The 13049-nt window shown below is 69.7% G+C and carries 8 protein-coding genes; 7 read left to right on the top strand and 1 reads right to left on the bottom strand.

Annotation, left to right across the window (positions count from 1 at the left end):
* Positions 1-97 precede the first annotated feature (97 nt).
* The gene (locus P8R59_RS03305) at positions 98-658 is read right to left on the bottom strand and encodes a flavin reductase family protein (RefSeq protein ID WP_278102706.1); all 561 of its coding nucleotides are present in this window, start codon (positions 656-658) and stop codon (positions 98-100) included.
* Between the two features lie 239 nt (positions 659-897).
* Between P8R59_RS03305 and P8R59_RS03300 the strand changes: the two genes are divergently transcribed.
* The 7 genes from P8R59_RS03300 to P8R59_RS03270 all read left to right on the top strand — a co-directional run bounded on the left by P8R59_RS03300 (position 898) and on the right by P8R59_RS03270 (position 12930).
* Positions 898-1878, top strand: a complete 981-nt coding sequence (locus P8R59_RS03300) for an ABC transporter substrate-binding protein (protein WP_160897506.1) — start codon at positions 898-900, stop codon at positions 1876-1878.
* A gap of 96 nt (positions 1879-1974) precedes the next feature.
* Entirely contained in the window at positions 1975-3525 is a 1551-nt protein-coding gene (locus P8R59_RS03295; RefSeq protein ID WP_278102705.1) for a sugar ABC transporter ATP-binding protein, read from the top strand.
* Positions 3522-4565, top strand: a complete 1044-nt coding sequence (locus P8R59_RS03290) for an ABC transporter permease (protein WP_077049657.1) — start codon at positions 3522-3524, stop codon at positions 4563-4565. Before P8R59_RS03295 ends, P8R59_RS03290 begins: the two co-directional genes overlap by 4 nt.
* A complete protein-coding gene (locus P8R59_RS03285) occupies positions 4565-5578 on the top strand; it encodes an ABC transporter permease subunit (protein WP_077049656.1) in 1014 nt (337 codons plus the stop codon). Before P8R59_RS03290 ends, P8R59_RS03285 begins: the two co-directional genes overlap by 1 nt.
* Positions 5579-5632: 54 nt before the next feature.
* Positions 5633-7168, top strand: a complete 1536-nt coding sequence (locus P8R59_RS03280; protein ID WP_278102704.1) for a sugar ABC transporter ATP-binding protein — start codon at positions 5633-5635, stop codon at positions 7166-7168.
* Positions 7161-8174 carry a LacI family DNA-binding transcriptional regulator gene (locus tag P8R59_RS03275; RefSeq protein WP_278102703.1) on the top strand — a complete coding sequence of 338 codons (1014 nt, stop codon included), beginning with the start codon at positions 7161-7163 and terminating at the stop codon, positions 8172-8174. The genes P8R59_RS03280 and P8R59_RS03275 overlap by 8 nt, the downstream gene beginning before the upstream one ends.
* A 139-nt stretch (positions 8175-8313) precedes the next feature.
* Entirely contained in the window at positions 8314-12930 is a 4617-nt protein-coding gene (locus P8R59_RS03270; protein ID WP_278102702.1) for a family 43 glycosylhydrolase, read from the top strand.
* The last annotated feature ends 119 nt before the right edge of the window (positions 12931-13049 follow it).

The raw sequence follows: 13049 nt of genomic DNA, 5'->3' as shown, positions 1-13049 counted from the left end.
CCCGCCGTGGCGGGTCGGTGGCGTGTGCGCTCGTCCGGATCACGTGAACTGACGGCGGGGAGGCAGGCGGCGGGGGCGCGGCTCCCGGGACGAGAACTCAGTCGAGGCGGGAGTGCTCGCCGAGGCGGTGCCACGTGCGGTTGTGGTAGACCAGCGCGGAGCCGGGCTCACCCGGCTCGAGGTCGCGCTCGACGTCGACCTGCAGGGCCTGGGCGGCGATGACGGTCGAGCCGCCGGCATCCATCCGGCTGACGACGGCGCACCGCAGCCACGCCCGGACGCCGTGGTACACCGGCTCGCCCGTGGCCAGGCGCGACCAGGTGGACGTGTCGGCGAAGCGGTCCAGTCCGCTCGTGGCGCCGGCGCGGGCCAGGACGATGTCCTCGGCGTCGAGCAGGTGCACCACGATCGTCGACGCGGCCACGATCGTCGGCGTCGCCGAGGACAGGCTCGAGACCGAGAAGATCAGCAGCGGCGGGTCGGCCGAGACCGACGACACCGACGAAGCGGTGAGGGCGACGGGGCCGTGCTCGCCGTACGCCGTGATGACCGCGACGCCGCCAGGGTGGCCTCGGAACGCGCGCTTGAAGTCGTCCGCGGTGACGGACGTGCCGATGGTCGGCGTGTGCTCGGGGCGCTCCTGCGGGAGAGAAGTCATGTCTCGACGGTAACCCTCGCGACGGAGCCCGGCGCGGGATGCCGAAACGCGGCGACACACGTGATCCGCGAACGCGCCGACGTTGTGAGGCTTCACATCGTCCTCACCGTCACGTTCCCGGCGCGATTGACTCTTGACAGGGCCGCAAGTGTGAGCGCTAACATTCAGGAGTCAGCCCGCCCGAGGGGGCTGCATCACATGGCCCGGCGACGCAGCCGGCGAAACGAGGAGGTTTCAACATGAAGGCGAAGAAGACCCTCGCCGGACTCGCGCTCATGGGCGCGATCGCTCTCACCGCGACCGGCTGCGCCGGCGGTGGCTCGACGGCCGGCGGAGGCGGCGACGACAAGGTCATCACCGTCGGTTTCGCCCAGACCGGCTCCGAGAGCGGCTGGCGCAGCGCCAACACCGAGTCGATGAAGACGGCGTTCTCGACCGAGAACGGCTTCAACCTCATCTTCAACGCGGCCGACAACAAGCCGGAGGCGCAGATCGCCGCCGTCCGCAGCTTCATCAACCAGGGCGTGGATGCCATCGTGCTCGCCCCGATCGTCACCGACGGGTGGGACGACGTGCTGAAGGAGGCCAAGGATGCCAACATCCCGGTGATCCTCGAAGACCGCACGGTGTCCGCGTCGGAAGACCTCTACGCCAGCTGGGTGGGCCTGGACTTCAAGAAGGAGGGCGAGACGGCAGGGAAGTGGGTCGCCGAGAACTTCGGGAAGACCCCGACCAACCTCGTCGTGCTCGAGGGCACCACGGGGTCGTCGGCCGCCACCGACCGCGCGACCGGCTTCAACGACGCGATCGCGGGCACCGACATCACGCTCCTCGACTCGCAGACGGGCAACTTCACCCGTGCCGAGGGCAAGACCGTCATGGAGGGCTTCCTCCAGAAGTACGGCTCGCAGATCAACCTGCTCTTCGCCCACAACGACGACATGGGTCTGGGTGCCCTCGACGCGATCAAGGCTGCGGGTCTCACGCCCGGCACCGACATCAAGATCGTGACGATCGACGCGGTCAAGGACGGCATGACGGCCCTGGCCGACGGCGAGTTCAACTACATCGTCGAGTGCAACCCGCTGCTCGGTGAGAAGGTCGCCGAGGTCGTCAAGAAGGTCGTCGCCGGCGAGTCCGTCGACAAGCAGTACATCGTCGAGGACCAGGCGTTCGACCAGGAGCAGGCCAAGGCCGCTCTGCCCGACCGCAAGTACTGACCCCCGCGGACGCGTCCGCGTCCGTCAGTCCTCGGGTGTGCGGGGCCGAACCGGCCCCGCACACCCTCCGCTCACCCCCTGAGAAAGCGATCGAGCATGACATCCGAACGCGCTGCCGTCGTCGCGATGCGCGGTATCAGCATCTCCTTCCCCGGAGTGAAGGCGCTCGACGGAGTGGACTTCACCCTCTACCCCGGTGAGGTCCACTCCCTCATGGGAGAGAACGGCGCCGGCAAATCCACTCTCATCAAGGCGCTCACCGGCGTGTACGGGATCGACTCCGGCACGATCCGCGTCCAGGGCGAGGAGCGCCTGTTCCGCTCCACCGCGGACGCCCAGTCGTCCGGCATCGCCACCGTCTATCAAGAGGTCAACCTCTGCCAGAACCTGTCGGTCGGCGAGAACGTGATGCTCGGCAACGAGATCCGCCGCGCGGGCCTGGTCGACTGGCGCGCCACTCACGCCGCGGCCGCCGCGGCGCTCGCCGAGCTCGGCGTGCACATCGACACCCGCTCGATCCTGGCGAGCCACTCCATCGCCGTCCAGCAGCTGGTCGCCATCAGCCGCGCGATGGTCGTGGACACCACGGTCCTGGTCCTCGACGAGCCGACCTCGAGCCTCGACCGGGGCGAGGTCGAGCAGTTGTTCGGCGTCATCCGGGATCTGCGCGACCGCGGCGTCGCGATCCTCTTCGTCTCGCACTTCCTCGACCAGATCTACGAGATCTCCGATCGCCTGACGGTGCTGCGCAACGGCACGCTCGTGGGCGAGTACCCGATCGCCGAGCTGACCCGTGAACAGCTCGTCGCGAAGATGATCGGCCGTGAGCTCGGCGAACTGGATGCCATCTCGGCCAGCGCCGAGCGTCCGATCGACCGTTCCGGAACCCCCGTGCTGAAGGCCGTCTCGTTGGCCCGCAAGAACGCCCTCGAGCCCGTCGATCTCGACGTCTTCCCGGGGGAGATCGTGGGCCTCGCGGGGCTGCTCGGCTCGGGCCGGACCGAGTTGGCCCGCCTCATCGCCGGCGCCGACCGCGCCGACCAGGGGCAGGTCGAGGTCGGCGGATCGCCGTCGCGGCTCGGTTCGCCGCGCCACGCCCTCGACCGCGGCATCGCCTTCTCGTCGGAGGACCGCCGCGCGGAGGGGATCGTCGGCGACCTCACCGTGGCCGAGAACATCATCCTCGGCGTGCAGGCCCGCCGCGGCGCACTGCGCAAGCTCGGCGCCGCCGAGGTGCAGGCGATCGTCGACGAGTACATCACCGCGCTCGGGGTGCGCCCCGCGAACCCGAACGCGCTCATCCGCAACCTCTCCGGCGGCAACCAGCAGAAGGTCCTCCTGGCCCGCTGGCTCGCCACCGCCCCGGAGCTGCTCATCCTCGACGAACCCACCCGCGGCATCGACGTCGGCGCCAAGGCCGACATCCAGCGCAAGGTCGCCGAACTCGCCGAGAAGGGCCTCGCGGTGGTGTTCATCTCCTCCGAGCTCGAGGAGGTGCTCCGCATCGCGCAGCGCGTGGCCGTGCTGCGCGACCGTCGTAAGATCGGCGAGCTGGCCACCCAGGACGTCGACCTCGACGGCCTCGTCGCCTACATCGCCGAGGGGCAGCCCGAGACAACGTCGTCCGATCGGGAGAAGATCGCATGAAGAAGTTCCTTTCGCACCGCCTCGTGTGGCCCATCGCGGCACTCGTCGCCCTCATCGCCGTCAACACGATCTCGCGGCCGTCGTTCCTCAGCATCACGGTGCAGAACGGGCAGCTGTACGGGTCGCTGATCGACATCCTGCGCAACAGCGCCCCGCTCATGCTCGTCGCCCTCGGCATGACGCTCGTCATCGCCACGCGCGGCATCGACCTGTCGGTCGGCGCGATCATGGCGGTCTCGGGCGCCGTGGCGCTGACGATCATCGAGGCCTCGCCCGAACCGGGCAACCTCGGCGTCGTCATGATCGCCATCGCCGCGGCCGTCGGCAGCGCACTGCTGCTCGGCGTCTGGAACGGCTTCCTCGTCGCGGTGCTCGGCATCCAACCCATCATCGCCACGCTCGTGCTCATGCTCGCCGGCCGCGGCGTCGCCCTGCTCATCACCAAGGGCTTCATCACGACCATCAACAGCGACCCGTACCAGTTCATGGCGCAGGGATACGTCCTGGGTCTCCCCTTCGCCTTCTACGTATCGATCGCCGCGGTGATCGTCGTCGGGATCGTCGAGCGGCGCACGGCGCTCGGCATGCTCACCGAGGCCGTCGGCATCAACCCCGAAGCGAGCCGGCTCGCCGGCGTCCGCTCGCGCGGCATCATCTGGGGCGCCTACATCGCCAGCGGCACGCTCGCGGGCATGGCCGGCATCCTCTACAGCTCGAACATCATGGCCGCCGACGCGAACGCCGCGGGTCTCTACATCGAACTGGATGCCATCCTCGCGGTGGTCCTCGGCGGCACCTCGCTCGCCGGCGGCAAGTTCAGCCTGGCCGGTACGGTCGTCGGCGTCTTCACGATCCAGACCCTGAAGAGCACGATCACGTTCCTGGGCGTCCCGCCCGCCGTCAGCCCGGTCTTCATGGCCGCGGCCGTGCTGATCGTCGTGCTGCTGCAGTCGCGCCGGTTCCGCGCGTTCTTCCAGACCGCGGGCCGTTCGGCCGTGCGTCCCCTCACCCGACGTCCCGACGCAAAGGTGCTGTCCTGATGGTCACTCTCACCGCCGAGCGCGGCTCCGCCGCCCCGACCACGTACCGCCGATTCCTCAGCCGCCACGTCTCGTGGATTCCGGTGTTCGCCGCGATCGCGATCCTCCTGATCATGATCGCGGGGTCGATGGCGTATTTCCCGAACTTCCAGCTGCCCCGGATCCTGTCGTCGATCCTGCTCGACAACGCGTACCTGCTGGTGCTGGCCGTGGGCATGACCTTCGTCATCCTCACCGGCGGGATCGACCTCTCCGTCGGCGCGGTCATGGCCTTCACCGGCATCCTGTGCGCCAGTCTGCTGTCGCAGGGGGTCCCGGTCGCGGTCGCGGTTCCCGCGATGATCCTGATCGGCGGGGCGATCGGGCTGCTGATCGGCGTCCTCGTGCAGTTCTTCGACGTGCAGCCGTTCATCGCCTCGCTGATCGGCATGTTCCTCGCCCGGGGCCTGGCCTTCGTGGTGAGCCTGCAGTCGATCAAGGTCGACGATGCGGGGCTGCTGTGGCTGCAGTCCACGCGCTTCTCGTTCGCCGGGTGGTACATCACCCCGACCGGGATCATCGCGCTGCTCACGGTCGCCCTCGCCGCCTTCGTCCTGCGGTTCACGCGCTTCGGACGCACGGTCTACGCCGTGGGCGGGAACGAGCAGTCGGCGCGACTCATGGGCCTTCCCGTCGTGCGCGCGAAGCTCTCGGTCTACGTCATCAGCGGGGTGTGCGCGGGGCTCGCGGGAATCGTCCTGACGGCGTACTCCGGTGCCGGCTACCCCCTCAACGGCGTCGGAACCGAGCTCGACACGATCGCCGCCGTCGTCATCGGCGGCACGCTGCTCACCGGCGGCAGCGGGTTCGTGCTCGGCTCGATGATCGGCGTCTTCGTCTACGGCCTCATCCGCACGATCATCTCGTTCTCGGGAGCGGAGCAGTCCTGGACCCGGATCACCGTCGGCGCCCTGCTGCTGGTGTTCGTCGTGGTGCAGCGGATCATCGTCTCGCGGTCCGCGCTCTCCAAATGACGCGCCTGCCGGGGATGCGCGCGCGGCGACCGTCGCGCGGGCATGATTGACCCCATGTCCACCGTTGCCCCGCCCCTCCTCGAGGTCCGCGGGGCGACGGTGCGTTTCGGTGTCGAGTCCGCTCTCGCCGACGTCGACTTCCGCCTGCGCCCCGGCGAAGTGCACTCGCTCATGGGCGAGAACGGTGCGGGCAAGTCGACGCTGATCAAGGCCATCACCGGAGCGCTGCGGCTCGACCAGGGCGAGATCCTCCTCGGCGGTCGCCCGATGCACTTCTCCGCCCCAGCGAACGCCCAGGCGGTCGGGATCTCGACCGTGTACCAGGAGATCGACCTTCTCCCGAACCTGACCGTCGCCGAGAACATCTCGCTCGGTCGCGAGCCGCGTCGGTTCGGCATGATCGACCACCGCGCGATGCGCGATCGCGCGGCCGACGCCCTGTCCTCCCTCGGGGTCGACGTCGACCCGTCGTCGGTGCTGTCCACTCATCCCCTCGCCATCCAGCAGCTCGTCGCGATCGCGCGCGCGGTCTCGGTCGACGTGAAGGTGCTCGTGCTCGACGAGCCGACCTCGAGCCTGGATGCCGACGAGGTCGCCGAGCTCTTCCGCGTCATCCGCGATCTCAAGACGCAGGGGATCGCGATCGTGTTCGTCTCGCACTTCCTCGACCAGGTCTATGAGATCTGCGACCGCGTCACGGTCCTCCGCGGTGGGCGCCTGGTGGGGGAGTACGGCACGCGGGAGCTCCTGCGCATCGACCTCGTCGAGAAGATGCTGGGTGCCGCCGCCGACGCCCTCGCGCCGCTCGGGCAGCGCTCGCCGGAGCCCGCGGACGGTCCCTCGATCGTGAGCGCGCGGGGACTGGCATCCGGGTCCCGCCTGCGCGACGCGGACGTCGACATCGCCGAGGGCGAGGTCATCGGGGTCGCGGGTCTCCTGGGGTCGGGGCGCAGCGAGCTGGCGCGGGCGCTGACCGGAGTCGATCACCCGGACGGCGGCGAGGTCCGCATCGACGGCGAGCCGGTGAGGCTCGGGTCGCCGCGCGAGGCGATCCGTCGGCGCGTGGCCTACTCGTCGGAGAACCGACGTACCGAGGGCATCATCGGCGACCTCAGCGTCCTGGACAACATCACGCTCGCCCTCCAGGCGCAGCGCGGGATCTTCCACCGACTCAGCACGGCGCGGCGCCGGGAGCTCGCGACGAGCTGGGTGGAGGCGCTGCACATCCGACCCGCCGACATCGATCGCCCCGTCGCGACGCTCTCCGGCGGCAACCAGCAGAAGGTGCTCCTGGCGCGGCTCCTCGCGCTCTCGCCCCGGGTCATCGTGCTCGACGAGCCGACGCGCGGCATCGACGTCGGCGCGAAGGCCGAGATCCAGCGCCTGGTGGGGGAGCTGTCCGACAACGGCCTCGCGATCGTCTACATCTCCGCCGAGCTCGACGAGGTCCTGCGCGTCGCGCATCTCGTCGCCGTCATGCGCGACGGCGTGCTCGCGCAGATCCTCCCCGCCGCCGAGCTCACCTCCGACGCCCTCCTCGCCCTCGTGGCCAAGCCCGCCGCGGGGGAGGAGGGCGTCTCCGATGGCTGACGAGAAGGCATCCCGGACCGCCAACATCTTCGACGTGGCCCGTCTCGCGGGCGTGTCGCACCAGACCGTCTCGCGGGTCCTCAACAACATGCCCAACGTCCGTCCGGCGACCCGGGCGCGCGTCGAGCAGGCCATCGCGCAACTGCGGTACAGCCCGTCGCCGGCGGCGCGGGCCCTCGTCACGCGGCGCACCCGGACGATCGGCCTGGTGACGCCGGGCACCGTCGACTACGGCCCCACGTCGATCGCGACGAACTTCAACTTCGCGGCTCGCGCCGCCCGGTACAACGTCGACGCGATCAGCTCGTCCCAGAGCGACGTGGCCGCCGTCCGTGCGGCGATCGACGGGCTGCTGAAGCAGCGCGTCGATGCCATCGTGCTCATCGTCGTCGATGTCGAGGTGCTCGCGGCGGTGCAGGCGATCGAGATCGACGTCCCGATCGTCGCCGCGGCCACGACCAGCCGGCCCCACCCGCGTCTGGTCGCGATCGACCAATACCGCGGTGCCCGTGCGGCCGTCCGGCACCTGCTGGAGTCGGGGTACACCACCGTCCGTCATATCGCCGGTCCTGCCCGCAACCCCGACGCGGTGGAGCGTCTGCGCGGCTGGCGCGAGGAGATCGCCTCCGCCCGCGCGCAGTCGACGCCGCCGGTGCACGGGGACTGGTCCGCGGCGAGCGGGTACCGCATCGCGACCGAGACCGACCTCACCCCCGGTGAGGGGATCTTCGTCGCCAACGATCACATGGCGATCGGTGTCCTGTCGGCGCTCCGCGAACGCGGGCTGCGGGTGCCGGAGGACATCGGGGTGGTCGGGTTCGACGACGTCCCCGAGGCGCCGTTCCTCTTCCCCTCGCTCACCACCGTGCGCCAGGACTTCGCTGCGCTGGGGGAGATCCTCATGCAGAAGGTGTTGCTGATGGTGGAGGAGCCCGACACCGTCAGTGAGAGCACCCCGCTGCCGACGCGACTCGTCGTCCGCGACTCGGCGCCCCTGCGCCCCTGACGCGCGCGTAGCCGTCGGCGGGCTCATCGCCGCGGAAACTCGGTGTTGACGTCAACAGGTGTGTGAGCGCTAACATTCGGGTAGTCGTCGCCGCCGACGGCTCATGCAATGTCGCATTCACGAGAGGATCCGCACCCCCGTGCCTACACTCCCCCGGACGGCGCTCCCCCGCCGTCTCCCGTCCTGGACGCTCGCCGTCCCGGTCGTCGCCGCGCTCGTCGCGGCGCCGATCACCGTCCCCTTAGCCGCGACCGCGGCCACCCCCACGAGCGGGCTGGTCGTCTCGTACCCGCTCGACGAGACCTCGGGGACCGTCGCGCACGACGACTCCGGCAACGGTCGGGATGCCGCCTACGTCGGCGGTCCCTCGCTGACCGGTGCGAACGGGGTCCGCCTCGACGGCGCCGACGACTATGTGAGCGTTCCCAACAACATCCTCGCGGGTCTCTCGTCCGTCACCGTCAGCACCGACGTGCTCGTGCGCCCGGAACAGTCGGGCAACTACTTCATCTGGGGTCTCGGCAACACCACGGACTGGTACGGAAACGGCTACCTCTTCGCCACGGGCAACCCGGCCCGTACCGGCATCGCCAGCGGCAACTGGTCGACCGAGCAGGAGACCCGCGGCTCGGCGAACCTCGATCGCGGCGTCTGGAAGACTCTCACCTACACGCTCGACGCGGGCAGCAAGACCTCGCGCCTGTACCTCGACGGCATCCAGGTCGCCGAGAACACCAACACCACGACCACCCCCGGCTCGATCGGCGGCGGCACGACCACCGCCAACTACCTCGGCCGCTCGAACTACACCGGCGACAAGCGTCTCGCCGGGAGCCTCCGCGACTTCCGCCTCTACGACCGGGCCCTCTCCGCCGATGAGGTGGCGACGCTCGTCGCCACCGACGCGCAGCGCGTCGCGCGCGACGCGGCCGCCCTCGGCCTCGGCGACCTGAGCGCCGTCACCGCGGACATCGCCCTGCCCGCCGGTGGCACGAACGGGTCGAGCATCTCGTGGGCGTCGTCGAACCCCGCGGTGGTGTCGTCGACGGGCGCGGTCACCCGCCCCGCCGCCGGGCAGGCGGACGCGGAGGTCACGCTGACGGCCACCGTCACCCGTGGCACCGCGACGCAGAGCATCGGCTTCACCGCCACCGTACGGGCCGTCCCCGATGACGCGGGTGCGGCGCAGCGGGCCGTCGACGCGATCGCGGTGGTCAACGCCGACGATGCGCGCGGCAACCTGACGCTCCCGACGACGGCGGAAGAGCTGCCGGTCACCTGGACGAGCTCGAACCCCGCGGTGGTCTCCCCCACGGGTGTCGTCGCGCGCCAGGAGGCCGACACGACCGTGACGCTCACGGCATCCGTGACGAAGGGCTCGGCGACCCGCACGCGCGACATCGTCGTGAACGTCCGCAAGGCGGTGCACCTCGGTGCCTTCGAGGGGTACACCTTCGCGTACTTCACCGGGAACACGATCGAGGGCGAGAACATCTACTTCGCCGCGAGCAACGGCAACGACGCGCTGTCGTGGACCGAGCTCAACGGCGGCAAGCCCGCCCTCACCTCGACCTACGGGGAGAAGGGTCTCCGCGACCCGTTCATCATCCGCTCTCCCGAGGGCGACACGTTCTACCTGATCGCCACCGACCTCTCGATCGGCGGCGGCACCTCGTGGGGCGACTCGCAGACGGTCGGCTCGAAGTACATCGAGGTGTGGGAGTCGCACGACCTCGTGAACTGGAGCGACCAGCGGCACGTCCGGGTCTCGCCCGACACCGCCGGCAACACCTGGGCGCCGGAGGCGTACTACGACGAGAGCCTCGGCCAGTACGTGGTGTTCTGGGCCTCGAAGATCTACCCGGCGGATGACCCGAACCACACCGCCAACGTGCCCAACAGCATGATGTACGCCACCACGCGCGACTTCGTGACCTTCAGCGAGCCGCAGGTCTGGCAGGGCGGGATCTCCCGCATCGACTCCACCGTGATCAAGGCGGACGGCGTCTACCAGCGCTTCACGAAGGACGAGGGCGCCGGGACGACCGGATGCAGCGACATCATCCAGGAGAGCTCGACGGTGCTCACCGCCCCGCTGAAGGACTGGACGCAGGTCACCTCGTGCATCGGCAAGAACGCCGGCACGGGTGCGGTGGAAGGCCCGAGCATCTTCAAGTCCAACCCGGGCGACGTCAACGGCGACAAGTACTACCTGTTCGTCGACGAGTACGGCGGGCGCGGGTACATCCCGCTGGCCACCACCGACATCGCGAACCCGAACTGGCAGGTTCCGGCGAGCTACACGCTGCCCAGCAGCCCGCGCCACGGCACCGTCATGCCCGTGACCGCGGAGGAGCTCGCGGCTCTGCGGGAGAACATCGTCACCGAGCCCGGCGTGACCCCGGTCACGGCGAACGAGAAGGGCGAGGTGCTGCGGTACGACTTCACCGACGGTTCGGGCGCGACGCTGCACGACCGCTCCGGGGCGGGCCGCGATGCGCAGGTCCAGGGCGGAGCGACGTTCGCGGACGGTGCGCTGACCTTCGACGGCAGCAACGACTACGTCGACCTGCCCGACAACGTGCTCGCGGGTGTCACCGACTTCACCGTCGACACCGAGGTGCGGATCGACGCGGCGCAGAAGAACCCGTACTTCCTGTACGGCTTCGGCAACACCGGCAGCGACGGGAAGGGCAACGGGTACCTGTTCTCGACCGGCAACGGCCAGTACCGCGGCGCGCTCACGACGGGCAACTGGACCGGCGAGCAGAACGCGTCCGCCGCCAGCGCCCTGCCGCGCGACCGCTGGGTGCACCTGACCTACACGTTGAGCGGGAGCACCGCGCGACTGTACCTCGACGGCCAGAAGGTCGCCGAGAACACCAACGTGACCGTCCGGCCGGGGGACATCGGAAAGGGCACGACCCTGGCGAACTACCTCGGCAAGTCCGTGTACAACGACGACAACCTCTTCCACGGTCAGATGCGCGAGTTCGCGCTCTACAACCGCGCGTTGAGCCCGGACGAGGTCGCGGCCCAGAACCCGGGGCTGCTCACCGAGGTCAGCCTTCAGGATGCCGCGGCGCTCAAGGTCGCCCCGATCGTCGACGCCGAGAACCGCACGGTCCTGTTCCCCGTCGTGCCGGGCACCGACCTGACGAAGCTGCGGCCCACGTTCGCAACCGCGAGCGGCACGACGGCGACCCCGGCGTCGGGCACGGTCCGAAACCTCAGCACGCCGGTCACGGTCACGCTGAAGACCGACGGGCAGGCCGACGTGGTCTGGACACTGAAGGCGGTCCAGATGAAGAGCCCGGTCCTGCCGGGTCTGTACGCCGACCCGAACATCGCGGTGTTCGGTGACACGTACTACATCTACGCCACGACCGACGGCGTTCCCGGGTGGGGCGGCAACACGTTCTACGTGTGGAAGTCGAAGAACCTCGTCGACTGGACGCGGTCCGACACGCCGTTCCTGACGCTGGACGGCGCGAACGGCAACGTTCCGTGGGCGACCGGCAACGCGTGGGCTCCGACGATCATCGAGAAGGACGGGAAGTACTACTTCTACTTCAGCGGTCACAACCCGCAGGACGACCGCAAGGAGATCGGCGTCGCGGTGGCCGACAGCCCCGAGGGCCCGTTCACCGCCGAGGCGCAGCCGATGATCACCAACGGTGAGAGCGTCCACAGCGGACAGGCGATCGACCCGGCGGCGTTCCACGACCCGAAGACGGGGAAGTACTACCTGTTCTGGGGCAACGGCAACCCGGTCTACGGCGAGCTGTCGGATGACATGAAGAGCATCAGGCCGGGCACGATCAAGACGATCTCGGGTCTGAACGACTTCCGCGAGGGGACGTTCGTGAACTACCGCGATGGTCTGTACCACCTGACGTACTCGATCGACGACACCGGTTCGGCCGACTACCGCGTCGGCTACGCCACGTCGACGAGCATCGACGGCCCGTGGACGTACCGCGGCGTGATCCTCTCGAAGGACACCTCGCAGGGCATCCTCGGGACGGGGCACAGCTCGATCATCACCGTGCCGGGCACGGACGAGTGGTACATCGCGTACCACCGGTTCGCGATCCCGGGCGGCGGGGGGACGAACCGCGAGACGACCATCGACCGCCTCGAGATCGGTCCGGACGGGCTGTTCCAGACCGTGAAGCCGACGCTCACGAGCGTCGCTCCGCGCGAGGTGCCCGACACGACGGAGCCGACCCCGACGCCGACGCCGACCCCGACGGCCACGCCGACGGCGACCCCCACCGCGACGCCCACCGCCACGCCGGAGCCGACGACCGAGCCCACGGGCACGCCGACCCCGACGGCCTCGCCCACGAGCACCCCGGATGCCACCCCGTCGGTGTCGGTCTCGACCACCACGGTCGAGCGCGGCGGGATCGTGCGGGTGACGGTGACGGGTCTCGCCGCGGGCGAGCAGGTCACGGCCGAGCTGCGCAGCGACCCGATCCGTATCGCCGGCATCCCCGCCGCCGATGCGAGCGGCCGCGTCACGTTCGACGTGCAGATCCCCGGCGACCTCGCCGCGGGCAGCCACACGATCGTGGTCTACGCAGCCGACGGCTCGGTGATCCGGAGCGTGCCGATCACCGTCGTCGCCGCGGGCCAGCTCGCCGCCACGGGAGCCCAGGCTCCGCTCGGGGCGGCACTGCTGGCATCCTTCCTGCTGGTCGCGGGGGGAGTGGTGTGGACGCTGCGTCGCCCGCGCCGCACCGTGTCGTAGCGCTCTGAACGCAGAGGACCCCGGATGCCGCGGCATCCGGGGTCCTCTGCGTGGTCGCGTGAGGGGTCAGAATCTGTCGCTTCGCGGGGCGCCAAGCGACACTTCTTGACCCCTCACGC

Origin of the sequence: Microbacterium proteolyticum (assembly GCF_029639405.1) — a bacterium.
Lineage (GTDB): Bacteria > Actinomycetota > Actinomycetes > Actinomycetales > Microbacteriaceae > Microbacterium.
This window is presented reverse-complemented; position numbering and strand designations above follow the sequence as displayed.

Excerpts from the sequence above, each read along its gene's own strand:
- P8R59_RS03305 (WP_278102706.1), bottom strand. The coding sequence starts at position 658 with ATGACTTCTCTCCCGCAGGAGCGCCCCGAGCACACGCCGACCATCGGC.
- P8R59_RS03300 (WP_160897506.1), top strand. The coding sequence starts at position 898 with ATGAAGGCGAAGAAGACCCTCGCCGGACTCGCGCTCATGGGCGCGATC.
- P8R59_RS03295 (WP_278102705.1), top strand. The coding sequence starts at position 1,975 with ATGACATCCGAACGCGCTGCCGTCGTCGCGATGCGCGGTATCAGCATC.
- P8R59_RS03290 (WP_077049657.1), top strand. The coding sequence starts at position 3,522 with ATGAAGAAGTTCCTTTCGCACCGCCTCGTGTGGCCCATCGCGGCACTC.
- P8R59_RS03285 (WP_077049656.1), top strand. The coding sequence starts at position 4,565 with ATGGTCACTCTCACCGCCGAGCGCGGCTCCGCCGCCCCGACCACGTAC.
- P8R59_RS03280 (WP_278102704.1), top strand. The coding sequence starts at position 5,633 with ATGTCCACCGTTGCCCCGCCCCTCCTCGAGGTCCGCGGGGCGACGGTG.
- P8R59_RS03275 (WP_278102703.1), top strand. The coding sequence starts at position 7,161 with ATGGCTGACGAGAAGGCATCCCGGACCGCCAACATCTTCGACGTGGCC.